Here is a 25,494-nt window from a genome sequence, read left to right on the forward strand (position 1 = left end):
TGCTCAGCGTCCCAGATAGACTTCGATGACCCGCTCGTTGGACGAGACCTGGTCGATGGTACCTTCCGCCAGCACCGTGCCTTCGTGCAGGCAGGTGACCTTGACGCCGAGCTCGCGCACGAATGTCATGTCGTGCTCGACCACCATCACGGTGTGGGTCTTATTGATCTCTTTCAAGAGCTCCGCGGTGAGATGCGTCTCGACGTCGGTCATGCCCGCGACGGGCTCGTCGACGAGGAGCAGCTTCGGATCCTGCGCCAGCAGCATGCCGATCTCGAGCCACTGCTTCTGGCCGTGGCTGAGGCTGCCGGCGAGGCGGTTGCGCGCCTCGGTGAGGCGGATCGTCTCCAGCACCTTGTCGATGCGCTCGGACTCCGCCTTGCTGCCGCGCCAGAACAGCGTGCCGCGGACCGAGTGATCGACGTTGAGCGCGAGCAGGAGATTGTCCTGCACGGTCTGGCTCTCGAACACGGTTGGCTTCTGGAATTTGCGGCCGATACCGAGCTCGGCGATGCGGGTCTCGTCGAGCCGCGTCAGGTCCGTGACGCCGTCGAACAGCACCGTGCCCTCGTCGGGCTTGGTCTTGCCGGTGATGATGTCCATCATCGTGGTCTTGCCGGCGCCGTTCGGGCCGATGATGGCGCGCATCTCGCCGGGTTCGAGCGTCAGCGACAGGTTGTTGATGGCGTGGAAGCCGTCGAACGAGACGTGCACGCCGTCCAGGTAAAGCATTGCGGAGGTCGCGCGGGTATCCATGACGTTCATGACCGCTTACTCCGCCATCTTCGGTTGGGTGACGCCGTCTTCAGCCGCGGCGCTCGCCGAAGTCGCCGCGCGCTTTTCCTTTGTCTGGTCCCACCAGGCATTGAAGGTACCGACGATGCCCTTGGGCAGCAGCAGCGTCACCAGGATGAACAGCGCACCCAGCATGAACAACCAGTACGGCGCGAGCACGCCGGAGGTGAAGAACGTCTTGGCGTAGTTGACGACGACGGCGCCGAGCGCAGCGCCGACCAGCGTGCCGCGGCCGCCGACCGCGACCCAGATCACCGCCTCGATCGAATTGCCGGGGGCGAACTCACTGGGATTGATGATGCCGACCTGCGGGACGTAGAGCGCGCCGGCGACACCGGCCATGCACGCCGACACCGTGAACACGAACAGCTTGTAGGACTCGACGCGGTAGCCGAGGAAGCGCGTGCGCGATTCCGCATCGCGCACCGCGATCAAGACCTTACCGAGCTTGGACGAGACGATGGCGCGGCAGATCAGGAAGCCGGTGATCAGCGCCAGGCAGCTCAGCGCGAACAGCGCCGCGCGGGTGCCTTCGGCCTGCACGTTGAAGCCGAGGATGTCCTTGAAGTCGGTCAGGCCGTTGTTGCCGCCGAAGCCGAAATCGTTGCGGAAGAAGGCGAGCAGCAGCGCATAGGTCATCGCCTGCGTGATGATCGACAGGTACACGCCGGTGACGCGGGAGCGGAAGGCGAGCCAGCCGAAGCAGAAGGCGAGCAGGCCGGGCACGACCAGCACCATCAGCGCCGCGAACCAGAACATGTCGAAGCCGTACCAGTACCAGGGCAGCTTCTGCCAGTTCAGGAACACCATGAAGTCGGGCAGAACAGGATTGCCGTAGACGCCGCGGGTGCCGATCTGCCGCATCAGGTACATGCCCATCGCGTAGCCGCCGAGCGCGAAGAAGGCGCCGTGGCCGAGCGAGAGGATGCCGCAATAGCCCCAGATCAAATCGATCGACAGTGCCAGGATGGCGTAGCAGACATATTTGCCCCACAGCGCGACCAGGTAAGTCGGCACCTGAAGGAACGAGCCTGCGGGCAGCAGCAAATTGGAGAGCGGGATGAGGATGCCGCAGGCCGCGACGATCGCAAGGAAGATCGTCGCACCGCGGTCCAGCGATCGGGTCAGCATGTGAGGGGTCATGCTTCCACCGCACGGCCCTTGAGCGCGAACAATCCGCGCGGGCGCTTTTGAATGAACAGGATGATGAGAACGAGGATTGCGATCTTGCCGAGCACGGCGCCGGCGACCGGCTCCAGGAACTTGTTGGCAATGCCGAGCGTGAAGGCGCCAACCAGCGTGCCCCAGAGATTGCCGACCCCGCCGAACACCACGACCATGAAACTGTCGATGATGTAGCTCTGGCCGAGATTCGGGCTGACATTGTCGATCTGCGACAGCGCCACGCCGGCAATGCCGGCAATGCCCGAGCCGAGACCGAAGGTCAGCGCATCGACGCGCGAGGTCGCGATGCCCATCGAAGCCGCCATGCGGCGGTTCTGCGTCACCGCGCGCATCTCGAGACCGATCGCGCTGTAGCGCAGCATCGCCAGCAGGATCGCGAACACGGCGAGCGTGAAGCAGAGGATCCAGAGCCGGTTATAGGTGATGGTGATCTGGCCGAGCTCGAAGGCGCCGCTCATCCAGGAGGGGTTGCCGACCTCGCGATTGGTCGGGCCGAACATGGTGCGCACGGCCTGCTGCAGCACCAGTGACAGACCCCAGGTCGCGAGCAGCGTCTCCAGCGGACGGCCGTAGAGGAAGCGGATGATGCTGCGTTCGATCAAGACGCCGATCGCGCCGGCGACGAGGAAGGCGAGCGGCACGGCGATCAGCAGCGAATAGTCGAACAATGCGGGATAACGCGTGCGGATCACCTCCTGCACGACGAAGGTGGTGTAGGCCCCTAACATCACCATCTCGCCATGGGCCATGTTGATGACGCCCATCACGCCGAAGGTGATGGCAAGGCCAATCGCGGCGAGCAGCAGCACCGAGCCGAGCGAGAGGCCGTACCAGGCGTTCTGCACCGTGGACCAGACCGCGAGCGACGACTGGATCGAGCTGATCGCGCTGGCCGCGGCTTTGGTCACCGAGGCCGGCTGATCGCCCATGCCGGTGAGCAGCGCCAAGGCCTCCTGGTCGCCGCGCGCCTTGAGGGTGCCGACCGCCTCGAGCTTCTCGACCTCGCTGGCGTCGGACTTGAACAGCAGGATCGCCGCGCGGGCCTCGCCGAGCGCCGCCTTGACCGATTTGTTGGTCTCCTTGGCGAGCGCGGCATCGACCGCGTCGAGCGCGGTCTCCTCGTGCGACTTGAAGACGGATTGCGCGGCCTGGAGGCGCGTCGCCAGATCCGGCGATTGCAGCGTCAGGCTGCCCAGCGCTGCGTCGACGCTGCGGCGCAGGCGGTTGTTGAGACGCACCGCGCTCGCACTGTCGGGAACGCTGGCGACGGGCTCGCCGGTTGCGGCGTCGATCGACTTGCCGTCGGCACCGGTGACGTAAACCTTCTTGCTATCGGGATCGGCCATGAGGCGGCCGTCCTGGAGCGCGCTGATGATCGGGAAGGCCAGCTTGTTGCCACTGCCGGCGATCACGCCGATCGCCTCTTCCGTGTCGGAAAACTCGTCGTTGGCGAATTTGGCGACCGCATCCTCGAACGGGCCGGCGAAGGCCGGCAGCGCGAACGCGATCAGGAATAGCGAGAGAACAAACGTACAGAGACGAGCGGATAGATTGGTTGGCACTGTGGATCACCCCGGCAGAAGTGGGGAGAAGACGGCGGAATAGCCGTCTTCTCCCATCGTGCGATAGACGTCAGGTCCGGATCAGGAGCCGGAGCCGAGGCACTTGTTGGTCTTGGTGTTGAAGTTGCCGCACTTCTTGCCGACCCAGTCGCCGATCAGGTCCTTGGAGCCGTCGAGCTCCTTCGACCAGGCATCGCCGGCAACGAGGCTCGGGGTCTTCCAGACCACGTCGAACTGGCCGTTGCCCTTGATCTCGCCAATGAACACCGGCTTGGTGATGTGGTGGTTCGGCAGCATCTTCGAGGTGCCGCCGGTCAGGTTCGGCGCCTCGATGCCGGGAAGCGCGTCGATCACCTTGTCCGGATCGGTCGACTTCACCTTCTCGACGGCCTTCACCCACATGTTGAAGCCGATCACGTGCGCTTCCATCGGGTCGTTGGTCACGCGCTTCGGGTTCTTGGTGTAGGTCTGCCAGTCCTTGATGAACTTCTCGTTGGCCGGGTTCTTGATCGACTCGAAGTAGTTCCAGGCGGCGAGATGGCCGACCAGCGGCTTGGTGTCGATGCCGGCGAGCTCTTCCTCACCCACCGAGAACGCGACCACCGGGATGTCCTTGGCCTTGATGCCCTGGTTGCCGAGCTCCTTGTAGAAGGGAACGTTGGCGTCGCCGTTGATGGTCGAGACCACCGCGGTCTTCTTGCCGGCCGAGCCGAACTTCTTGATGTCAGCGACGATCGTCTGCCAGTCGGAATGACCGAACGGCGTGTAGTTGATCATGATGTCTTCCTGGGCGACACCCTTGGACTTCAGATAGGCTTCCAGGATCTTGTTGGTGGTTCGCGGATAGACGTAGTCGGTGCCCGCGAGCACCCAGCGCTTCACCTTCTCTTCCTTCATCAGATAGTCGACGGCGGGGATCGCCTGCTGGTTCGGCGCAGCGCCCGTGTAGAACACGTTACGCTCGGACTCCTCGCCCTCGTACTGCACGGGATAGAACAGGATGTTGTTGAGCTCCTTGAACACCGGCAGCACCGACTTGCGCGACACCGAGGTCCAGCAGCCGAACACGACCGAGACCTTGTCCTTGGTGATCAGCTCGCGGGCCTTCTCGGCGAACAGCGGCCAGTTCGAGGCGGGATCGACCACGACGGCCTCGAGCTTCTTGCCGAGCACGCCGCCCTTCTTGTTCTGCTCGTCGATCAGGAAGAGGATGGTGTCCTTCAGCGTAGTTTCGCTGATGGCCATAGTGCCGGACAGGGAATGAAGCACGCCGACCTTGATGGTGTCGTCCGCGGCCTTCGCACCGGAAATGGAAGCCAGGCCGAGCATCAGGCCGGCGGTCGCGGCGAGCACGCCGCGGCGGCTGAATGATGCCGCTATATCGTGAGTGGATTTGTTAAACATGAGTGTCTCGTCTCCCTGACGCAGGCGTGAATACGCTGCGAAACGGCCCCACGGCCGCCTGCGATTAACGGAATCGCAAGAACCGTGCCATGCCCGAGGCACCCACCAAGCTTTTGTTATTGCTTAAAGAATTGCCATTAATCAAAGTTTCGCCGCAGTCATATCGCCTAAATAACGAGCAATTGAAATGTATGCGAAAGCGGCAGGCAGATCATTTCGTAAGCAAAATGTCCCCTCTGGCTAAATTTCCGGCATAACTATTTCTGCACCGCAATCGCCGTTTCGGGCACGCTTGCCTTGAAAGCGCCCGCTCAATGTTCCATATGAGCAAGCGAAACCTCTTGCGAATCAAGGGGTCGTAGCGAGCCGCGTGTTCTTAAGCCCCCTTCGGGCCTCTGGCTTGCCCCATATCTCCCAAGCCATCCGACACCCCAAACACGCAGGTGTCTTCTCGACACCCTTTTGCGTACGCCGCGCCAGATGCGCCGGGCGTCCGCTTTTGACATGGAAAGAACCCGTCTTTTGACTTCGTTTCAGGACTTCGGCCTCGCCGAACCGATCGCCCGCGCTCTTCGCGAAGAGAATTACGTCACTCCCACCCCGATCCAGGCTCAAACCATTCCGCTGGCGCTGACCGGCCGCGACGTGGTCGGCATCGCCCAGACCGGCACCGGCAAGACCGCGTCATTCGCGCTGCCGATCCTGCATCGCCTGCTCGAGAACCGCATCAAGCCGCAGCCGAAGACGGCCCGCGTCCTGGTGCTGTCGCCCACCCGGGAACTGTCCGGGCAGATCCTCGACAGCTTCAACGCCTATGGCCGCCACATCCGCCTGTCCTCGACGCTCGCCATCGGCGGCGTGCCGATGGGCCGACAGGTCCGTTCCCTGATGCAGGGCGTCGACGTGCTGGTCGCGACCCCGGGCCGCCTGCTCGATCTCGTGCAGAGCAACGGACTGAAGCTCTCGAGCGTTGAATTCCTCGTGCTCGACGAGGCTGACCGCATGCTCGACATGGGTTTCATCAACGACATCCGCAAAATCGTCGCCAAGCTGCCGATCAAGCGGCAGACGCTGTTCTTCTCGGCCACCATGCCGAAGGACATCGCCGAGCTTGCCGATTCCATGCTGCGTGACCCCGCCCGCGTCGCGGTGACCCCGGTCTCCTCGACCGCCGAGCGGATCAACCAGCGCATTCTCCAGGTTGATTTCTCGGCCAAGCCGGCCTTCTTGACCAAGCTGCTGAAGGACGAAGAGATCAACCGCGCGCTGGTGTTCACCCGCACCAAGCACGGCGCCGACAAGGTGGTGAAGACGCTGGCCAAGGCCGGCATCGCCGCCAACGCCATCCACGGCAACAAGTCGCAGAACCATCGCGAGCGCACGCTGGCACAGTTCCGCTCCGGCGAGATCCGCACCCTGGTCGCCACCGACATCGCCGCCCGCGGCATCGACGTCGACGGCATCAGCCACGTCATCAATTTCGACCTGCCCAACGTGCCCGAGACCTATGTCCACCGCATCGGCCGCACCGCGCGCGCCGGCGCCGACGGCACCGCGATCTCGCTGGTCGCCGGTGGCGAGGAGCTCAGCTATCTCCGCGACATCGAGCGGCTGATCAAGGTGGCGCTGCCGCGCGAAGATCTTCGCACCGACGCCGGCCGCCGCGATGCGGGCCCCCCCGCGCCGCAACAACGACAGGGCCGGCCGGGCGGCCGCCCGGGCCAGCGTCCGCAGGGCGCACGGCACGGTGACGGACGGCGTACCGACGAAAGGCATGCCGACGGCCGACACCACAGCGCCGGCCGGCAGGGCGAAGGACGGCATGTCGACGGAAGGCCCGGCGAAGGACGCCATGTCGAGGGCAGACCTGTTGATGGCAGGCCCGGTGAAGGCCACAAGGCCTCCAAGGGGTCTCGCCGTCGCCGCGGTTCCGGTGGTAAGATGAACTCCTCACCAACCGATCGGTCGGAACAGCGTCCCGCGCATAGCGCAGGCAAGCCTGATGGAATACAAGGCGTTGCCTTTTTGCGTCGCGAGAGCCGTCCCGCCGGTCGACCGAACCGCAATCCTCATTCGCACTAGCCGTCCACCGACTGGAGACAACCACATGGCTAAGGAAGAGCTGATCCAGTTCGAAGGACTGGTCACCGAAATCCTCCCCGACGCGCGCTACCGCGTGCAGCTCGACGCCGGACACGAGATCGTCGCCTACACCGCCGGCAAGATGAAGAAGAACCGCATCAAGACGCTGGCGGGCGACCGCGTGACGGTGGAGATGTCGCCCTACGACCTCGAGAAGGGCCGGCTGATTTTCCGCCACAAGGACGAACGTCCCGCAACAGCCGGCGGACCGCCGCGAGGCGGGCCGCAGCGCGGCGGTCAGTTCCGCCGCCGCTGATCGACTCCGGCGCGCGAGCGCGGAATTAAAATTCTGACCTGTATGCTGATCTGCCGCGGACATCGCGGCGGATCAAAAAATCGTGCACGTCAGGATTGTTCTGAGGCCCTATTTCCAATAAAATGAATTAATCGATTTTCGGCCGGACGACATTAGCATCCACCGGTACAGCCGGTTCAGACACGCTGACGACCCTTCCAAAAATTCGATCTAACCTGCCTGCGCGAGCGGGCTTTTACATTGTGTATCTGAGAAGGGACTACCCCCATGAGCATGGGAACCGTGAAGTGGTTTAACGCGACCAAGGGCTATGGCTTCATTGCGCCCGACGACGGCGGCAACGACGTGTTCGTTCACATCAGCGCCGTCGAGCGCGCCGGCCTCGGCTCGCTGCGCGAAGGCCAGAAGGTCTCCTACGAGATCGTGGCCGACCGTCGTTCCGGCAAGCAGGCAGCCGACAACCTCCGCGCCGCCGGCTGAGTCACCGCTCACGGCCCGAAAGGCTCGAGCGAACAAGTCAGCAAATCGACAAGTCAAAAGAAAAGGCCGGGCGGAGTGCACGGCCTTTTTTCATGTTCGCGCCTGCTCGCAGATATCAGCACGACGACGGCACGCTGTTGTAGGGCACACAGGTGGTCTGCCGCGGCCGCGTGTAGGCAACATCGCCCAGCGGAAGGCTCGTCTTCAACACATAGCCTATCGTGGGTGAGTAAGTGTAATTCGCCTCGCCGAGGATGAGGTAGGTCGACGGAACCAGGAGCGCCGCGGGGATCATCGAGGTGACCTTATCGCCGGCCTTCCGGGCAGAGTTCGCCAGTGTCGCCTGCGTCGCTCCGCTCGCAATGGTGCCGGACTTACTCCACTGGACCGTGGCAATGCTGTCGGCATCGATGTAGATCTGCGAGATCGTGCCCTTCACGAGAGTGGCGTCGTAAGGCTGCACTATCGATATGCTTGCGGTGAACGCGTCCTGCATGTCGCTATCGGCGAGCTTGATCGACTGCGACGTCAAATCGGACAGGGTTCGTGCAATCAATGTGACCTTGCGATCGACGGCCACGGCCGACGAGAACTCGACGGTGCCGAAGAACATCACCAGCATGACCGGAACGATGACGGCGAACTCGGTCGCCGCGAGTGCACGCCTGTCGGCGACGAACTCGCGCACGGCGCTACGGGCATTCCTCCAGATATTCGCAATCGCCTGCATTGGTCAGCTCGGGTCCATCTGTCTCAGAACGGTTCATTCTTGAATGCGGCAGTCGCCACCAGCAACCGCTTGTTGCTGCACCCCATGTTGAAGCCGAGGCCGGTGACGATGAGCGGCCACTGATAGAACAGCCGCACCACGACGACCTGGCCGGAGCCTCCGGGACTGTACTGCACGCCGCTTGGGCTGAAGCTGCAGGAATCGCCATAATTGGTGAGGCTCAACGCTCCGAACGAGCCCGCGCTCACAACGTCGATGGACAGCTTGCTGCAATCAAACAGCGCTGGGATCTGGCTGCAGACGTAGGTCTTGAATGTCGCCTGCGAACAGGGCGTGCTCACGCCGGATACCGCGCAGGCCGTCACCGTACCGGATTGCGCCTGCCCAGTCAGCAACACGCGGGCGGAACTCTGCGTGACGGTTTCGAGCACCTGGCTTGCGAAGAACATGATGGCCACCTCGATGATGGCGAACAGCAGCGCGAAGAAGACCGGTGCGACCAATGCAAACTCGACGGCTGCGGAGCCGCGGCGGTTGCGGCGAAACCGGCGCAGCGCGGCAAGCAGCGTGAACCTCGTAGGCGCAGGCGATGGCATCGCGTCAAATTCCCCAGCAGCGGACGATCATCTGCCGCGTTCAATAGCGGAAACTGATTGTTTAAGTGTTTCAGGCGATCCGCACCCGCCGGACCGCACCGTTAACGGCGCGTTAACCACCAGCGGTTCGCAGAAACGAGGCTTGCCGCAAGCAACGTTGCGGGCAGGACCAGCGATCCTGCCCGGGCAAATCGTGCCAGTTCGTCTTGCTAGTTGGTCTTGGCGGGGCCGCCGCCACCGCCGCCGGCATTGCCGCTGGCAGTGCTGGCGAGCGAACCGGCCTGGCTCATGGTGTTGTTGAAATAGGCGTCGCTGTCGCCCAGCGTCACGCGGCGCTGACAAAGCGGCATGCAGCTGTAGGACTCGCGCTCGATCCCGCGATAGACGGTGACGAGGCGGTCGCTCGGGCCTTCGACCTGGATCTGGCGGTCGACCAGGATCTCGCCGCTGCGGTCGAGCGCGATGAAATTGGTGGCGCCATAACCCTTCCCGGTCACGACGATCATGCCGCCGGGCTGGAGTGTGACGTCCGCGATCAAGGGATTGCCGACCACGATGGTCGCCACCTTGCCCGGAAGCCGGACCAGCTTAGCCTGGTCGACATTGACCGCGATGGTATCGGCGGTCGGCTCGGCAAGGCCGGCAGAAGGCGATGCCAGCACCGCAGCCGCAACCAGAAGACAGACGCGCGCATGACGGCGCAGCAACTCTTTACGCATACTCTTACCCCCGGGACGTCACAGACCGGCAGAAGCGAACAGATAACAGCGGAGCCGGTGCCCGACACCGCTAACCTGCCTTTAATTCGTGAACGTTCCGCAAATTCGCCGACTATTGTTTGAACGGACGGGCATTTTGCGGCACTCGAAGGCGCCGGACCCCGCCTCTAGCGCCGGAACGGATAGGCGAGCTGGCCGGCGATCTCCTTCGGCATGGTCGCTTCGTCCTTGCCGTAGTCCTTCGGCAGCTCACCCTTCGGCATGCGGAAGGTCCCGAACAGCACGTCCCAGATCGGGAAGGTGCCGGCGAAATTGGTGTCGCCGCCTTCCTCGAGCGATGTGTGGTGCCAGCGGTGGAACACCGGCGTCGCCAGCACGTATCTGAACGGCCCGAAGGTCCAGTTCAGGTTGGCGTGCACGAAGGCCGAATGGAAGGTGGTGAACGGGCCGACCCAGATCATCACGTTCGGCGAGATGCCGGCCATCAGCAGCACGACGTCGACGCCGATCGTGCCGAGCACCAGGTTGACCGGATGAAAGCGGGCCGCCGAGATCCAGCTGATCTCCTCGGAGGAGTGATGGATGGCGTGGTATTTCCAGAACTCGCCACCATGAAACAGCCGGTGCAGCCAGTACAGCATGAAGTCCGCCAGCACCAGGAACAGGACGCCCTGGACCCAGAGCGGCAGTTGCGAGAGCGGGCCGTGGCCGTTGTCGTAGAAGGCGATCAGCTCGTCGGCGTCGTGGATGTTGAAGACGATGCCGGCGGTGACGATCAGCAGCCCGATCCGCATGGTGCGGGCGAACACCGGAACGAAGAACCAGTAGCAGATGTCGGTGACGATCTCCCGCTTGCGCCACCACGACGGACCGGGATTGCAGGCCCAGAAATGTTCGAGCACCGTGAAAACCACCGCGAGCGCGAAGGTGACGGGGATAACCTTCTCGATGGTCTCGCCGAGCATCAGGGCGACTTGCATGGGCAGGCTCGACATCGTCGCCTCTCTTCTGAACTCTGGTCCTGCCTAGGCCTACTCCGCGAAATTTAAGGGACGGTGAAGCCGATGCTGCGCTTGCGGCGGGTCCGGAACCGAGGCGAATTGCAGCTTGCGCCTTAAGGCGACATTCACTCTGGCCAAAAGCGCCGTGCAGGACGCGTGTTTACGCGATCGAATTAACTCTACCGAAAGAGCTCGGCTCTCATGTTCGGCGCGTCAACGACAGCGCCGAACGAGGCGAACACACACACCAGATGGAGTTACGTTCATGAAGAATCTGATTGCGCGTTTCGCGAAGGACGAATCCGGCGCCACCGCCATCGAATACGGCCTGATCGCCGCCGGTATCGCGCTGGCCATCATCACTGTCGTCAACAACCTCGGCAGCACGATGAACACCAAGTTCGGCTCGATCAGCTCCTCGCTGAAGTAAGCCCCGCGACACGACGGCAAAAGCCCCGGACCTCCGGGGCCTTTGTTTTTTTGCGAAGACGGCGAGTTCCAGTGGCGTTGCGCAAGTACACAACCGATGCCGCGGTCGCGGCAAACGAAGCGGAGGCGGCACAGACCGGCTCGCCGGCCTATTGGGTCTGCCTTGCGCTGCTGCTTGCGACGGTCGCGCTCGCCGCGCGCATTGCCAGCTTCTGGTGAACGCGCTTTCGGCGGGCTTATGCCCTCAGGGCCGCCGCCGTTGTCGGTTTGTTTAGCACTGCCGGCTAGCATCGCGCGACGCCCGATCCCGCGACGAACCCAGGCTCAAGAACAGGCCTCAAGACGCCCATGATCCTCGACCTTGCGCGCCTTCTGCTCTTTCCGGCCCTGATGGCCTTCGCCGCCGCGAGCGATCTCTTCACGATGACGATCTCGAACCGCGTGTCGCTGGCGCTGGTGGCGGGGTTCTTCGTGCTCGCTTTCGCAGGTGGCATGGCACCTTACGAGATGCTCAGCCATGTCGGCGCCGGCGCGCTGCTGCTGGCCGTGGCCTTCACCTGCTTTGCGATGGGCTGGATGGGCGGCGGCGACGCCAAGGTCGCAGCTTCCGTCGCGCTGTGGTTCGGCTTCGCGCCGCTGATGGACTTCCTGCTCTACGCCTCGCTGTTCGGCGGCGCGCTGACGCTGCTTCTGCTCCAGTTCCGGCAATGGCCGCTGCCCTTTGGCCTCGCCGGCCAGGCCTGGCTTGCGCGGCTGCACGACAAGGAAACCGGCATTCCGTACGGCATTGCGCTCACGCTTGGCGCGCTGATGGTCTATCCGGAGACCGAGTGGGTGAAGGCGATCGACCTTACTCACTTCGCACTGCGCTGAACACGCCGGGTAAACCAGGCGTTAAGGCGATTTAGATACGCCTCATTAACCATGCTTTGACGAATAGCTGGTCAACTGCCGATTACGGCGGCGGCAGCGTCGCGGCGTTTTGTTGGAAAGTGAAGCGTATGAATAGGGCACGCATTGTCGTCCTGACGGTTGCCATCTGCGCCGGCGGCGTCGCCGCGTATCTGGCGAGCGGCTCGGACAATTCTGCGCCGACCCAAGTGGCGCAAGCTCCGCAGCTTCCGACTGTCGACGTCCTAGTCGCCAAGAACGACATCGGCCTCGGTCAGACCGTGAAGCCGGACGATGTGCAATGGCAGACCTGGCCGGCCGCGACTGCCAGCTCCACTTTCATTCGCCGCAACGAGCGTCCCGAGGGCGCCACCCAGGTGACCGGCTCGATCGCGCGCGCGCCTTTCATCCAGGGTGAACCGATCCGCGACCAGAAGCTGGTCAAGGCCGAGGGCTCCGGCTTCATGGCGGCCATCCTGCCCAGCGGCATGCGGGCGATCTCGACCGAGATCTCGCCGGAGACCGGCGCGGGCGGCTTCATCCTGCCCAACGATCGCGTCGACGTGCTTCTGACCCGCCGCCTGAAGAACCCCGACCAGAGCAGCGGCGCGCCCGATATCGTCACCTCCGAGATCATCCTGTCCAACGTCCGCGTCCTGGCCATCGACCAGGCTCCGAAGGAGAAGGACGGCCAGAACACGGTGGTCGGCAAGACCGTCACGCTCGAGCTCAATCCGGCACAGACCCAGGCGCTGTCCTCGGCCCGTCAGGCCGGAACGCTGTCGCTGGCGCTGCGCAGCATCGCCGACGTCAAGATGAGCGAGATCACGCTCGACGATTCCTTGCAGAAGCGCGATGGCGTTTCGATCATTCGCTACGGTATCCCGAGCTCGACCGCGAAGGCACGATGAGGACTGTCGATATGAAATGCAGGGCAGATTTGGCGACGATGCGAACCTCACTGGTCCGCGCCCTGTCGTTCTCGGCCGCTCTTGCGCTGACGCTGAACCCGGTGCTCACCCCCGTGGTCGCCGCCGACTATCGCCCCGTGACGCCGGTCGCGGCCGACGGCCAGATGAACGCGCGCTTCCTCTCGCTCGGCGTCGGCAAGTCCATCGTGATCGACCTGCCGCGCGACATCAAGGACGTGCTGGTCGCCGACCCCAAGATCGCCAATGCGGTGGTCCGCTCGGCGCAGCGCGCCTACATCATCGGCGCCTCGGTCGGCCAGACCAACATCGTGTTCTTCGATTCCGCCGGCCAGCAGATCGCGGCCTATGACATCGCGGTCAAGCGCGATCTCAATGGCGTGCGCGCCGCGCTGAAGCAGGTCCTGCCGAACGCCGACATCCAGATCGACGGGCTCGGCGACGGTGTCGTGCTGAGCGGCTCGGCGGCGAATCCGCTCGAAGCGCAGCAGGCCAACGATCTCGCCGCGCGGCTCGCCGGCGGCGCCGACAAGGTGGTGAACTCGATCGTGATCCGCGGCCGCGACCAGGTCATGCTGAAGGTGACGGTGGCCGAGGTCCAGCGCAGCATCGTCAAGCAGCTCGGCATCGACCTGACTGCGAACCTGAACTACGGCACCTCGGTGGTGAGCTTCACCAACACCAATCCGTTCACGGCGCTCGGTCACAACCTCGTCGACGGCAACAATCTGACCGCGAAATTCGGCGGGGCCCCGTCGGTGCAGGCCACCCTTCGCGCGATGGAAACCGCGGGCGTGATCCGCACGCTGGCCGAGCCGAACCTCACCGCGATCTCCGGCGAGTCCGCGACCTTCATCGCCGGTGGCGAATTCCCGGTGCCGGCAGGCTATGCGTGCGATCCCACCACGCATGTCTGTACCACCCAGATCAGCTTCAAGAAGTTCGGCATCTCGCTCAACTTCACCCCGGTCGTTCTGAGCGAGGGCAAGATCAGCCTGCGGGTGATGACCGAGGTCTCGGAGCTTTCGAACGAAAATGCGATCACGCTGTCCCAGGCGGTGACCTCGACCTCCGTGAACTCGCTGACGGTGCCTTCGATCAGGACCCGCCGCGCCGAGACCTCGCTGGAAATTCCCTCCGGCGGCGCGATGGCGATGGCCGGCCTGATCCAGCAGCAAACCAGGCAGGCGGTCAGCGGATTGCCGGGCCTGATGCAGCTCCCGATCCTCGGCACGCTATTCCGCAGCCGCGACTTCGTCAACAACGCGACCGAGCTGGTCGTGATCGTAACGCCCTACGTTGTTCGCGCAACGGCACCAAAGGACCTGTCGCGGCCGGATGACGGCTTCGCAGCGCCCGCCGATCCGCAGGCTGAGCTGATCGGCAACATCAACCGCATCTACGGCGTGCCCGGCCGGACCGAACCGGCCAAGAACTACCGCGGCACCTACGGCTTCATTACCGACTGAGCGGAACGGGGACTTCACGATGATGACTAGACCACCCCAGCTTCGCAAACGCGCCATCCGCCTCGGTGGCGCGCTCGTCGGCATGGCGCTCGCGCTCGGCGGCTGCCAGCACGACGAGGTCACGACCGCCTCGATTCCCGACGACTACAGGCAGCGCCATCCGATCGCGATCGAGGAGCAGAACCGCTCGATCGTCGTCTTCGTCGGCCATGCCCGCGGCGGATTGACCGCCGCCCAGCGCGCCGACGTGATGGGCGTCGCGTCGGCCTGGCTGCATGAAGGCACCGGTGCGATCCGCATCGACGTGCCGTCCGGCACGCCCAATGCGCGCCCGGTCGCGGAGACGATGCGTGAGATCCAGGCCATGCTGGCGGGAGCCGGCATCCCCCCGCGCGGCATCAACGTTCGTCCCTACCAGCCGGACGACAGGCGCTTCCTGCCGCCGATCCGGCTCACTTATTCCAGGATCGCCGCGGTCGCGGGTCCCTGCGGCCTGTGGCCGGAGGACATCGGACCGTCGATGAAGAACAAGAGCTGGTTCGAGAACAAGGACTATTACAACTACGGCTGCGCCTATCAGCGCAATCTGGCGGCGATGGTCGACAATCCGTCGGATCTCGAGCAGCCGCGGCCTGAAACTCCGCCCTACACGGCGCGTCGCATCACGGCCTTCGAGAAATATCGCAAGGGAACGACGACGGCGACAACCTATCCCGAATCCGACAGGGCCAAACTCAGCGACACCGGCAAATGATCAGCTACGCTCGCCAGACCCAAGAAGAGCAGCCGGAGGCCCCGCCGCCGGTCGAGGAGCATATTGCGCCTGCGCCGCGTGTTTCGGTCCAGGCCTTCTGCGAGACCGTGGAGACCGCTGCCGCGGTGCAGTCGGCCGGCGAGGATCGCCGTCTCGGCAAGGCCCATCTGAAGATCCAGATGGGCGGCATGGCGGCCGCGATCGAGGCCTACCGCTCGGCACCGACGCCGAACGTGATCGTGCTCGAGAGCGACGGCCGCAACGACCTCCTGGGCGGGCTCGACCAGCTCGCCACCGTCTGCGACGCCGGCACCCGCGTGGTCGTGATCGGCCGCATCAACGACGTCATGCTCTATCGCGAGCTGGTGCGCCGCGGCGTCAGCGATTACGTGCTCGCGCCGGTCGGCCCGATCGACGTCGTCCGCTCGATCTGCAACCTGTTCTCGGCGCCGGAAGCCAAGGCGGTCGGCCGCATCATCGCCGTGGTCGGCGCCAAGGGCGGCGTCGGAGCCTCCACCATCTCCCACAACGTCGCCTGGGCGATCGCGCGCGACCTCGCGATGGACGCGGTGGTCGCCGATCTCGACCTCGCCTTCGGCACCGCCGGGCTCGACTACAACCAGGACCCGCCGCAGGGCATTGCCGACGCCGTGTTCTCGCCTGATCGCGTCGACACCGCCTTCATCGACCGCCTGCTGTCGAAATGCACCGACCATCTCAGCCTGCTGGCTGCGCCGGCGACGCTCGACCGGGTCTATGATTTCGGCACCGACGCCTTCGATGCCGTGTTCGACACGCTGCGCTCCACCATGCCCTGCATCGTGCTCGACATCCCCCACCAATGGTCGGGCTGGACCAAGCGCGCCTTGATCGGGGCCGACGACATCCTGATCGTCGCGGCGCCCGACCTCGCCAACTTGCGCAACACCAAGAACCTGTTCGACCTGCTGAAGGCCTCGCGCCCCAACGACCGGCCGCCGCTGTACTGCCTGAACCAGGTCGGCGTCCCCAAACGGCCCGAAATCGCCGCGGCGGAGTTCGCCAAGGCGATCGAGAGCCAGCCGGTGGTCTCGATCCCGTTCGAGCCTCAGATCTTCGGCTCGGCGGCCAACAACGGCCAGATGATCGCGGAGATCTCCGCCAACCACAAGTCGATCGAGATGTTCCTTCAGATCGCCCAGCGCCTGACCGGCCGCAGCGAGACGAAGAAACAAAAGTCGTCCCTGCTTTCACCGCTGATTGAGAAGTTGCGGGGAAAATAGGCCGCCGCATGGAGTCGTTAAGTGTTCGGTAAGCGTAGCGGAACAGACACCGACCTTCGGGCCCCCAAGCCCGGCGCCGTGTCGCCAGAGCCGACCCCGGCTCCGGCGCCGACGGTGTCGCGCGCGCCGCCTCCGCCGGCGGTCGCCTCGCCGCCGCTCGCCCCGATCAAGGCCCCGCCGCCGCCTCCGATGGAGAGCCGCCGCTCGGACAATTATTACGAGGTCAAGGCCACCATCTTCGGCGCGCTGATCGAGGCCATCGACCTGGCCCAGCTCGCCAAGCTCGATTCCGAATCCGCGCGCGAAGAAATCCGCGACATCGTCAACGAGATCATCGCGATCAAGAACATCGTGATGTCGATCGCCGAGCAGGAAGAGCTGCTCGACGACATCTGCAACGACGTGCTCGGCTACGGCCCGCTCGAGCCCCTGCTGTCGCGCGACGACATCGCCGACATCATGGTGAACGGCGCCAACACCGTCTACATCGAGGTCGGCGGCAAGATCCAGCGCACCGGCATCCGCTTCCGCGACAACCAGCAGCTGCTCAACATCTGCCAGCGCATCGTCAGCCAGGTCGGCCGGCGCGTCGACGAATCCTCGCCGATCTGCGACGCGCGTCTCGCCGACGGCTCCCGCGTCAACGCCATCGTGCCGCCGCTGTCGATCGACGGGCCCGCACTCACCATCCGCAAGTTCAAGAAAGACAAGCTGACGCTGGATCAGCTCGTCAAGTTCGGCGCGATCTCGCCGGAGGGCGCCGAGATCCTCCAGATCATCGGCCGCGTCCGCTGCAACGTGCTGATCTCTGGCGGTACCGGCTCGGGCAAGACCACGCTGCTCAACTGCCTCACCAACTACATCGAGCACGACGAGCGCGTCATCACCTGCGAGGACGCCGCCGAGCTCCAGCTCCAGCAGCCCCATGTGGTGCGGCTGGAAACCCGCCCGCCCAACATTGAGGGCGAGGGCCAGGTCACCATGCGCGAACTGGTGCGCAACTGCCTGCGTATGCGCCCCGAACGCATCATCGTCGGCGAGGTCCGCGGACCCGAGGCGTTCGACCTGCTCCAGGCCATGAACACCGGCCACGATGGCTCGATGGGCACGCTGCACGCCAACAACCCGCGCGAGGCGCTGTCGCGCTGCGAATCCATGATCACGATGGGCGGCTTCTCCCTCCCCTCGCGAACCATTCGCGAGATGATCTGCGCCTCGATCGACGTTATCATCCAGGCCGCGCGTCTTCGCGACGGCTCGCGCCGCATCACCCACATCACCGAGGTGATGGGCATGGAAGGCGACACCATCATCACCCAGGACATCTTCCTCTACGACATGGTCGGCGAGGACGCCAACGGCAAGATCATCGGCCGGCACCGCTCGACCGGCATCGGCCGCCCGAAGTTCTGGGAGCGAGCCCGCTACTATGGCGACGAGAAGCGCCTTGCCGCCGCGCTTGACGCTGCGGAAGTGGCGCCGAAGACGTAAGCAGGTCAGCGCGCCATGAACATGCAGGTCCTCGCCCTCGCCTTCCTCGCCACCGCCGCCGTCGGTGGCATCGCCTGGGTCTTCCTTTATCCGCTGCTGTCGGGGGAACGAAAGGCCGAAAGCCGCCGTGCCTCGATCGCGCGCGCCGAGGCGCCGACCGCGCGCCAGGCCGAGAAAACGCAACGCTCGCGCCGCGAGCAGGTGGAGTCCACGCTCAAGGATCTCGAGGCCCGGCGCCTCCAGGAGAAGAGCGCCTCGCTCAGCGTCCGCCTGTCGCAGGCGGGGCTAGACTGGACACCGCAGAAATTCTGGATCGTCTCCGGCATCGTGGCGGCCGTGTGCTTCGCCGCCGTTATGTTCGGCGGCGGCGGTCTGCTCGGCGCCAGCGGCCTCGCCTTTGCCGCCGGCCTCGGCCTGCCACGCTGGGCGCTTGGCTTCCTGAAGAAGCGCCGCGAAACCAAGTTTCTGCAGGCGCTGCCCGATGCGGTCGACGTCATCGTACGCGGCATCAAGGCGGGCCTGCCGCTGTTCGAATCGATCAAGGTCGTCGCCGCCGACTCGCCGGAGCCGCTGCGCAGCGAGTTCCTCGCCATCATCGAGACGCAGGCGATCGGCATGCCGCTTGGCGAGGCCTGCTCGCGGCTCTACGAGCGCATGCCGCTGCCGGAAGCCAATTTCTTCGGCATCGTGGTATCGATCCAGCAGAAGTCGGGCGGCAACCTCTCCGAAGCGCTCGGCAACCTCTCCAAGGTGCTGCGCGACCGCAAGAAGATGAAGGAGAAGATTCAGGCGATGTCGATGGAAGCCAAGGCCTCCGCCGGCATCATCGGCTCGCTGCCGCCGATCGTGATGTTCCTCGTCTATCTCACGACGCCGCAATACATCTCCCTGCTTTGGACCCATCCGACCGGCCAGTTCATGCTGGTCTGCTGCGTCATCTGGATGTCGATCGGCATCATGGTGATGAAGAAGATGATCAATTTCGACTTCTGACGGTGCCCCATGGTCGACTTCCTCATTACGAAACTGCATGACGCGCACTTCATGACCATGCTGCTGGCGGCCATCGCCGCCAGCGCCACTGTCTATACGCTGGTGATGCCGCTGTTCGCCGGAGAGGGCCTCTCCAAGCGCATGAAGGCGGTGGCGAGCGAGCGCGAACGCATCCGGCAGCGCGAGCGCGACCGCCTCAACAAGAACGAAAAGGTCTCGCTGCGCCAGACCCCGAAGCAGATCGTCTCCAAGGTCGTCGAGGACTTCAACCTCACCAAATGGCTCGCGCAGGAAGCCGCGCGCGACAAGCTCATCATGGCGGGCTATCGCGGCCAGGCCCCCTACATCACCTTCCTGTTCGCGCGCATGGTCGCCCCGATCGTGCTGTTCGTCGGCTCGGTGATCTATGTCTTCGTGATCGCGCACATGGAGCAGGCGATGCCGATCAAGATCGGCATCTGCATCGGCGCGGCCTATCTCGGCCTCCAGGCCCCGATGCTGTTTCTCAGGAATGCGATCTCCAAGCGCCAGCTCTCGATCAAGCGCGCCTTTCCCGACGCCCTCGACCTGCTGCTGATCTGCATCGAAGCCGGCATGTCGGTCGAAATGGCGTTCCGCAAGGTCGCCACCGAGATCGTCGGCCAGTCGATCGCGTTGTCGGAGGAGTTCACGCTGACCACGGCCGAGCTGTCCTATTTGCAGGATCGCAAGGCCGCCTATGAGAACCTGGCGCGGCGCACCGGGCTCGAGGGCGTCAAGTCGGTCTGTCTCGCGCTTCAGCAGGCGGAGCGCTACGGCACCCCGCTCGGCCATTCCCTGCGCGTCATGGCGCAGGAAAACCGCGACATGCGCATGAACGAGGCCGAGAAGAAGGCCGCCGCGCTCCCGCCGAAACTGACGGTGCCGATGATCCTGTTCTTCCTGCCGGTGTTGTTCGTGGTCATTCTCGGACCGACCGGCATCAAGATCTCCGAGCTGCACTACTAAATATGTGGGCCGCGCGCGGCCCGCATATCGGCTTCAAATCGCAAAATCGGGTTTGATCAGTCGGCCTGGCTGAGCGAAGCGACCGGCGTGCGCTTCGGTGCGCCGCGCGGCGTATCGCTACGGCTCAGCATGTCCTTCAGATAAGCGACGTTGGCCGCGGCCTGATCCGGCGGTAGGTCCGCCTTCACGATGGTCTCGGCCTCAGTGAAACGGCCTTGAAGACCGACGACAAGGCCGAGGTTCTGCCGCACGCGGCTGCTGGCGCGCGGCGAGGCATAGGCCTGCCGCAGCGCCTCCTCGGCCTTGGGCAAATCCTTCGATAGCATGTAGGACAGGCCGAGATTGGAGAGCACGCCGGGATCGCCCGGCGCGATCTTCAACGCGCTCGCGTAGTAGGAGCGCGCCTCCTCGTGACGGCCCATCTGATCGAGCGCGGTGCCCTGCACCGAGAGCAGGCGCCAGTCCGGATTGTCGGGCGAGTGCGCCTTCGACAGCACGTCGAAGGCCTGCTGGAAATTACCGTTGTCGGCGAGCGCGCGGCCGTACTGGGCGAGCAGCGCCTTGTTGCCGGGATTGGCGATGGTCGCCTGCTCCAGCACGGCAGCGGCCTGGGCGCGCTGGCCGTTGGCGCGCAAGGCCTGACCATAGGCGAGCGCCGCGTCGGGATCCTTGGGATTGGCGCGGTAGCGCTCGCCATAGACCTCGACGGCACGTACGGGATCTGCGGACGGCGCGGCTTCCGCCTTCGACCCGATCGAGCCGGTGACGTCGGAGAGCTTTGACATTGCCGTGCAGCCGCCGAGGCCGGTCGCCACCATCGCGATGAGCGAGGCAGACACGAGAAGCCGGGCAGGACTGAACCGTTGACGCATGACGCTTTGACTCTCGAGCCGATTGATCGAGCCGAACGCGTCAGCAATAGACTGTTAACCCTAACGGCCGGTTAACGTCAGCCTCCCTGCCCCTCATGGCGGCGTTCGCGGTGGCGCCTCGCCACCGAGATCCAGATCGAGGCCAAGATCCAGACCAAGCCGCTTCACTTGTTCGTTCAGGTCCCGCAGGGATTGAACCCTCTGCCGTGCCTCCGCCGCGACATCGATGTCCGTGCCCGGCATCCCCGGCAATTCGCGCTGAAGATCGTCGCGATGGACCAGACGCCTGGCGCGGAGCTCATCGAGCTGATCGTCGTCGATGCCGAGCACGGCGGCGGATTGCGCGATCAGCGGTCGCAGCAGCAGCGTCACCGCTGCCAGCGCATCGACCTCATGCTTACGCCCCGACCTCGCGAATTTGCTCGCGAGGTCGGCCCATGCATGGGAGGTGACGAGATAGACATAGAGCGCGCTCGCCCACGACGCCTCGCCATCGGCGTAGAAGGCGCGGCGCATCAACAGCCGGCGGACCAGTGCTGCGACCTGGTCCCGCGTCAGCGTCCTGCATGCGCCGATCTCGATCATCGCCTGGACGGCAGGGTCGCGCGAAAAATCCCGCCCTGCCGGCAACCTGATGATGCCATCAGGCAGGTTGGAGTCGAGCGTCCCGAACGCGCCGTCGTTGCGCGGCCGCGAATAGCGGGCGATCGCGAAGCGATACGCCGTCTGGCCCGCATCGGACGACGGGCCGAAATGGACGATGTTGAAGCCGGCATCGTCGCCCGCCTGGCCGGTCGAAGACGGACAGGAGAGCACGTAGATCGTGCGCCAGAGCGCCTCGCCGCTGTCGCTCCGCGTGGCGCGCGGATCGAGGATTGAATACCGCGTCAGTCCCTCGACATGGCGGTGGCCATGCAGAACCAGATTGACGTTGAGCGAGGTCGCAGCTTCAAGGAAGGTCGCGGGCGCAGCCAGATACATCAGCGGCTCGTCGGGTGCCCCGAGAAACCGCTTTCCTTCGCCGGTCGCCTGCGGCAGCGGATGGTGATGCAGCGCCAGCACGCGCACCAGGTTCTCCGCCAGCTCGGCATAATCGGCGCGTCCCCCAGAGCCCATGCTGCCGGCGAGCTCGACGCTCAGCCGGGCTGAATCGGCGACCAGCGCGTGGTAGGCGTTCTCGTCGATATTGCCGCTCGCCAGCTTCGAGAGGCTGGCGCGGTTGGAATCCAGCAGCACCAGATCGAGTCCAGCCTGGCGGTAGTAGACGCTCTTCGATGTCCGCGGCAGATGCAGGTAGTCGTAGACGTCGTGACGACCCGCACGCTGGCTCGGGCGCTTGACGTCGTGATTGCCGGCAACGGCCTGGATGTCCGTGAACAGCCCGGTCTGGCGGAACGAGGCGATGACGGCGAGCGCTTCATCGAGCGCACGCGGCGTCGGATCCTCGACGAGATCGCCCGTGATCAGCAGGATGCGGTCGGGAACGTCAGCGACATCGGCCATCGCTTCGCGAATTGCGGCACTGAGCGTCTCGATCGTCGCCAACAGCCGGCCGGACCCGTCCAGATGCAGGTCGGAGATGTGCGCAATAACGAATGATCTATCCATTTTGCGCCGCTCATTCGCGAATGCTGCGCCGCCTAAATGATCGGAAGAATGCCTTGGACGAAGAGCTCAGGACGAACAGATCAGACCGGGATCGGGCCCGGCAGGGGTGACCCGGGCAGATAACGCGTGCCGCTACGCGCTTACTCTCGATACGTGCAGAAACGTGCGGCACAATCTAAAATACTCGTCAATAATGCCACAACCGCGGCGCTAGTAAAGCCCTGCGGCTGTGCCGTCGTGAACGGCAGTTCTCAACACGAGATACGAGAGCTGCCCGACGAACGTTTCGTCGGTCCCGATCAATATTCGATGGCCAGGCGCTTGCGGATTTCGTCGATGCGCTTGTCGAGCGCATCGAACCGCGCGTGGACGGAGCGGTCGTGGAGATAGAAGACGTAACCGCCGGCAAGGAAAGCGAAGATCCAGTGATGATGCTCGACATAACCAAAGATCGCTTCGACGGCCTGGCCGATGAATGTGACCACGCTCCACACAAATTCCATCGCACGTCCTCCCGGCAGGCTTCGTCGTCGGCCGCTGGCGATCCCGGCAGAGCTGGCGGCCGCTCTCCGGAACCTAGCATGGCCCCCTCGCGGCGAGTAGCGGCTCGCTGAACGGTGACAGCAAAGCCGATTGCGGCCACGGCAAAACTCTGCGAAGTCTCGTGCCTTCGCATGACCTGTCGATCTGACGATCCGGACCCGCCAATGCCTTCTGTCTTCGAGACATCGTCCACCGCCATCCCGATCACCTTCGTCACCAAGTCGAGCTGGGATGCGGTGCGCGAAAGCTTGCCGCCGGCACAACGCCAGTTCGCCACTGCCAACGCTTATGCCGCCAAGCCCGGCGGTTATCTGGCGCTGCCGACGCCCGACGGCGCAATCGCGGAGGTGCTGTTCGGCCTCGATGACGACGGCGCAAGATCGCGCGACCTGTTCCGGCCGGGCGCCCTGCCCGGCCTGCTGCCGCCGGGCACCTATCGCTTCGCCAATGCACCGCACGACGCACGGCTGGCGGCGCTCGCTTTCGCGCTGGGATGCTACCGCTTCGCGCGCTACCGCAAGGCCGATCGCCCCGACGTCCGGCTGGTGCCGCCCGATGGTGTCGATGCCGCCGAGATCACCCGCATCGCGGATGCCGCGATGCTGGCGCGCGACCTCATCAACACGCCGTCCAACGACATGGGGCCCGCGGAGCTCGCTGCGACCGCGCAAGACCTCGCCGCTGAGTTCGGTGCAAGCTTTGCCTGCACCCTCGGCGAGGATCTGGAGAAGGGTTTTCCGCTGATCCACGCCGTCGGCATGGCCTCCAGCCGCGCGCCGCGGCTGATCGACATCGGCTGGGGCGATCCCTCGCATCCGAAAGTGACGCTGGTCGGTAAGGGCGTCTGCTTCGATACCGGCGGGCTCGATCTCAAGCCGTCGAGCGGCATGCTGATCATGAAGAAGGACATGGGCGGCGCCGCCAACGTGCTGGCGCTGGCGCGCATGGTGATGGATGCCAAGCTGAAGGTGCGGCTGCGCGTGCTGATCCCGGCGGTGGAGAACGCGGTCGCCGGCAATGCCTTCCGCCCGCTCGACATCTTCACCTCGCGCAAGGGTATCACGGTCGAGATCGGCAACACCGACGCGGAAGGCCGGCTCGTGCTCGCCGACGCGCTGGCGCTGGCCGACGAGGAGAAGCCGGACCTGCTGATCGACCTGGGCACGCTGACCGGCGCGGCGCGCGTCGCGCTGGGACCGGATTTACCGCCCTTTTACACCAATGATGAGACGCTCGCCGCCGACGTCGCGCGTTGCGCGGTGAAGGAGAACGATCCGTTGTGGCGGATGCCGCTGTGGCCGCCTTACGATGCGTGGCTGGATTCGAAGACCGCCACCATCACCAACGCCCCATCCGGCGGCTTTGCCGGTTCGATCACCTGCGCGCTGTTCCTGCAACGCTTCGTCGAGCACGCCAAGAGCTGGCTGCATGTCGATATCTACGGCTGGACCCCGTCGGCAAAGCCCGCGCGCCCCGAGGGCGGCGAATGCCAGGCCGCGCGCGCCATCTACAAAGTGCTGAGCGAGCGCTATGCATGATCCGCGATTGACGCCGGCGCGGGGCGACCTCGCCGCGAAATATCTCGAAGGCAAGGTCGAGGCGAAGCGCTTCGTCGCCGGCGAGGAATTCGAGGTGGTCGATCCGATAGCGCCGGTGCGCGAGCAACCGTCATCCGGCGCAATGCTGATGACCGAAGCGCTGCGCGGCGAGCGGGTCACGGTCTACGATCGCAACGGCGAAGGCTGGGCCTGGGGCCAGCTCAATGGCGATGGCTATGTCGGCTGGCTGCCCGATGCGGCGCTGGGCAAGCCATCGGCCGCCCCGACCCATGTGGTCAACGCGCTGCGAACGCTGGCTTTCCCCGGCCCCTCCATCAAGCTGCCGCCATCAGCCACGCTCGTGCTGGGATCGAAGCTCGCAATTGCGCGCGAGGATGGCAGCTTTGCCGTGGCGCATGACGGGACCTTCTTGCCGAAGGCGCATCTCGTCCCGCTCGATCATCGCGAGCCAGATTTCGTCGCAGTCGCGGAACGCTTCGTCGGCACGCCCTATCTCTGGGGCGGCAAGAGCAGTCTTGGCATCGATTGCTCGGGCCTCGTCCAGGTCTCGCTGACATCTGCCGGCATCGGCTGCCCGCGCGACAGCGACATGCAGCAGGCAAGCCTCGGCCGCGCGCTCGAGCCGCACGAGCGGAGCAGCCTGCTGCGCGGTGACCTGATCTTCTGGAAGGGGCATGTCGCGATCGTGCGCGACGGCACTACCATGGTCCACGCCAACGCGTATCACATGGCGACAGTGATCGAGCCGATCGCGCCGGCGCTCGCGCGGATCAGGCAAGCCGGCAGCGACGTCGTCGCGATCAAGCGGCTGTAGGGCCTTTATTCATAGTTCGCCGT

The 25,494-nt window shown here is 64.6% G+C and carries 26 protein-coding genes; 15 read left to right on the forward strand and 11 right to left on the reverse strand.

All coding sequences use genetic code 11. From position 1 onward, the window contains the following. Positions 1-3 precede the first annotated feature (3 nt). The 4 genes from urtD to urtA form a co-directional block, all read right to left on the reverse strand. Positions 4-765 (reverse strand): urea ABC transporter ATP-binding protein UrtD, encoded by a 762-nt coding sequence (gene urtD / locus BRAGE_RS0133260; RefSeq protein ID WP_018646608.1) that lies wholly within the window; start codon positions 763-765, stop codon positions 4-6. Positions 766-771: 6 nt separating this feature from the next. Continuing rightward, on the reverse strand, positions 772-1,938 hold the full coding sequence (gene urtC, locus BRAGE_RS0133265; RefSeq protein WP_027561194.1) for an urea ABC transporter permease subunit UrtC: 1,167 nt from the start codon (positions 1,936-1,938) through the stop codon (positions 772-774). Continuing rightward, positions 1,935-3,542 (reverse strand): urea ABC transporter permease subunit UrtB, encoded by a 1,608-nt coding sequence (gene urtB / locus BRAGE_RS0133270; RefSeq protein WP_027561195.1) that lies wholly within the window; start codon positions 3,540-3,542, stop codon positions 1,935-1,937. Before urtB ends, urtC begins: the two co-directional genes overlap by 4 nt. Positions 3,543-3,623: 81 nt before the next feature. Further along, positions 3,624-4,946 carry an urea ABC transporter substrate-binding protein gene (urtA, locus tag BRAGE_RS0133275; protein ID WP_027561196.1) on the reverse strand — a complete coding sequence of 441 codons (1,323 nt, stop codon included), beginning with the start codon at positions 4,944-4,946 and terminating at the stop codon, positions 3,624-3,626. A gap of 480 nt (positions 4,947-5,426) precedes the next feature. Here urtA and BRAGE_RS0133280 point away from each other — a divergent pair, with 480 nt between their 5' ends. The 3 genes from BRAGE_RS0133280 (at position 5,427) to BRAGE_RS0133290 (ending at position 7,824) form a co-directional block, all read left to right on the forward strand. Further along, positions 5,427-7,028: a DEAD/DEAH box helicase gene (locus BRAGE_RS0133280; protein WP_051378230.1), complete on the forward strand. Its 1,602-nt coding sequence runs from the start codon at positions 5,427-5,429 to the stop codon at positions 7,026-7,028. 25 nt (positions 7,029-7,053) lie between these two features. Beyond that, positions 7,054-7,344, forward strand: coding sequence for a translation initiation factor IF-1 (gene infA / locus BRAGE_RS0133285; protein ID WP_008546913.1), 291 nt, complete (start codon positions 7,054-7,056; stop codon positions 7,342-7,344). 267 nt (positions 7,345-7,611) lie between these two features. Next, positions 7,612-7,824, forward strand: coding sequence for a cold-shock protein (locus BRAGE_RS0133290; RefSeq protein ID WP_027561198.1), 213 nt, complete (start codon positions 7,612-7,614; stop codon positions 7,822-7,824). 115 nt (positions 7,825-7,939) lie between these two features. Here BRAGE_RS0133290 and BRAGE_RS0133295 read toward each other — a convergent pair whose 3' ends face one another. From BRAGE_RS0133295 to BRAGE_RS0133310, 4 genes are all read right to left on the reverse strand, one after another. Next, positions 7,940-8,554 (reverse strand): TadE/TadG family type IV pilus assembly protein, encoded by a 615-nt coding sequence (locus tag BRAGE_RS0133295; protein WP_027561199.1) that lies wholly within the window; start codon positions 8,552-8,554, stop codon positions 7,940-7,942. 23 nt (positions 8,555-8,577) lie between these two features. Beyond that, positions 8,578-9,150: a TadE/TadG family type IV pilus assembly protein gene (locus BRAGE_RS0133300; protein WP_027561200.1), complete on the reverse strand. Its 573-nt coding sequence runs from the start codon at positions 9,148-9,150 to the stop codon at positions 8,578-8,580. A gap of 209 nt (positions 9,151-9,359) precedes the next feature. After that, positions 9,360-9,869 (reverse strand): pilus assembly protein N-terminal domain-containing protein, encoded by a 510-nt coding sequence (locus BRAGE_RS0133305; protein ID WP_027561201.1) that lies wholly within the window; start codon positions 9,867-9,869, stop codon positions 9,360-9,362. Positions 9,870-10,036: 167 nt separating this feature from the next. Next, positions 10,037-10,864: a sterol desaturase family protein gene (locus tag BRAGE_RS0133310; protein ID WP_027561202.1), complete on the reverse strand. Its 828-nt coding sequence runs from the start codon at positions 10,862-10,864 to the stop codon at positions 10,037-10,039. A 271-nt stretch (positions 10,865-11,135) separates the two neighbouring features. Here BRAGE_RS0133310 and BRAGE_RS0133315 point away from each other — a divergent pair, with 271 nt between their 5' ends. The 10 genes from BRAGE_RS0133315 to BRAGE_RS0133360 all read left to right on the forward strand — a co-directional run bounded on the left by BRAGE_RS0133315 (position 11,136) and on the right by BRAGE_RS0133360 (position 20,075). Continuing rightward, entirely contained in the window at positions 11,136-11,300 is a 165-nt protein-coding gene (locus tag BRAGE_RS0133315) for a Flp family type IVb pilin (RefSeq protein ID WP_008546920.1), read from the forward strand. A gap of 71 nt (positions 11,301-11,371) precedes the next feature. Beyond that, complete coding sequence (locus tag BRAGE_RS56150; protein ID WP_167336537.1) at positions 11,372-11,518, forward strand: hypothetical protein; 147 nt, start codon at positions 11,372-11,374, stop codon at positions 11,516-11,518. Between the two features lie 129 nt (positions 11,519-11,647). After that, positions 11,648-12,172 (forward strand): A24 family peptidase, encoded by a 525-nt coding sequence (locus tag BRAGE_RS0133325; protein WP_027561203.1) that lies wholly within the window; start codon positions 11,648-11,650, stop codon positions 12,170-12,172. A 128-nt stretch (positions 12,173-12,300) separates the two neighbouring features. Further along, positions 12,301-13,101: a Flp pilus assembly protein CpaB gene (gene cpaB, locus BRAGE_RS0133330; RefSeq protein WP_027561204.1), complete on the forward strand. Its 801-nt coding sequence runs from the start codon at positions 12,301-12,303 to the stop codon at positions 13,099-13,101. 11 nt (positions 13,102-13,112) lie between these two features. Then, entirely contained in the window at positions 13,113-14,588 is a 1,476-nt protein-coding gene (locus BRAGE_RS0133335) for a type II and III secretion system protein family protein (RefSeq protein ID WP_027561205.1), read from the forward strand. A gap of 19 nt (positions 14,589-14,607) precedes the next feature. Then, positions 14,608-15,342: a CpaD family pilus assembly protein gene (locus tag BRAGE_RS0133340; RefSeq protein ID WP_027561206.1), complete on the forward strand. Its 735-nt coding sequence runs from the start codon at positions 14,608-14,610 to the stop codon at positions 15,340-15,342. Then, complete coding sequence (locus BRAGE_RS0133345; RefSeq protein WP_027561207.1) at positions 15,339-16,604, forward strand: AAA family ATPase; 1,266 nt, start codon at positions 15,339-15,341, stop codon at positions 16,602-16,604. The genes BRAGE_RS0133340 and BRAGE_RS0133345 overlap by 4 nt, the downstream gene beginning before the upstream one ends. Before the next feature lie 21 nt (positions 16,605-16,625). Beyond that, positions 16,626-18,095, forward strand: a complete 1,470-nt coding sequence (locus BRAGE_RS0133350) for a CpaF family protein (RefSeq protein WP_027561208.1) — start codon at positions 16,626-16,628, stop codon at positions 18,093-18,095. 15 nt (positions 18,096-18,110) lie between these two features. Further along, positions 18,111-19,088, forward strand: coding sequence for a type II secretion system F family protein (locus BRAGE_RS0133355; RefSeq protein ID WP_027561209.1), 978 nt, complete (start codon positions 18,111-18,113; stop codon positions 19,086-19,088). A 9-nt stretch (positions 19,089-19,097) separates the two neighbouring features. Further along, positions 19,098-20,075: a type II secretion system F family protein gene (locus tag BRAGE_RS0133360; RefSeq protein WP_027561210.1), complete on the forward strand. Its 978-nt coding sequence runs from the start codon at positions 19,098-19,100 to the stop codon at positions 20,073-20,075. Positions 20,076-20,131: 56 nt separating this feature from the next. On the opposite strand, the gene BRAGE_RS0133365 is transcribed toward BRAGE_RS0133360, so the two are convergent. The 3 genes from BRAGE_RS0133365 to BRAGE_RS0133375 form a co-directional block, all read right to left on the reverse strand. Then, positions 20,132-20,947 carry a tetratricopeptide repeat protein gene (locus BRAGE_RS0133365; protein WP_027561211.1) on the reverse strand — a complete coding sequence of 272 codons (816 nt, stop codon included), beginning with the start codon at positions 20,945-20,947 and terminating at the stop codon, positions 20,132-20,134. A 93-nt stretch (positions 20,948-21,040) separates the two neighbouring features. After that, positions 21,041-22,555: a metallophosphoesterase family protein gene (locus BRAGE_RS0133370; protein WP_027561212.1), complete on the reverse strand. Its 1,515-nt coding sequence runs from the start codon at positions 22,553-22,555 to the stop codon at positions 21,041-21,043. Positions 22,556-22,854: 299 nt separating this feature from the next. Continuing rightward, the gene (locus BRAGE_RS0133375; RefSeq protein ID WP_018454690.1) at positions 22,855-23,058 is read right to left on the reverse strand and encodes a hypothetical protein; all 204 of its coding nucleotides are present in this window, start codon (positions 23,056-23,058) and stop codon (positions 22,855-22,857) included. Between the two features lie 204 nt (positions 23,059-23,262). Here BRAGE_RS0133375 and BRAGE_RS0133380 point away from each other — a divergent pair, with 204 nt between their 5' ends. Continuing rightward, positions 23,263-24,636, forward strand: coding sequence for a leucyl aminopeptidase family protein (locus BRAGE_RS0133380; protein WP_027561213.1), 1,374 nt, complete (start codon positions 23,263-23,265; stop codon positions 24,634-24,636). Then, positions 24,629-25,471: a C40 family peptidase gene (locus BRAGE_RS0133385; protein WP_027561214.1), complete on the forward strand. Its 843-nt coding sequence runs from the start codon at positions 24,629-24,631 to the stop codon at positions 25,469-25,471. Before BRAGE_RS0133380 ends, BRAGE_RS0133385 begins: the two co-directional genes overlap by 8 nt. Positions 25,472-25,494: the final 23 nt, after the last annotated feature.

Origin of the sequence: Bradyrhizobium genosp. SA-4 str. CB756 (assembly GCF_000473125.1) — a bacterium.
Taxonomy (GTDB): Bacteria; Pseudomonadota; Alphaproteobacteria; order Rhizobiales; family Xanthobacteraceae; genus Bradyrhizobium; species Bradyrhizobium arachidis.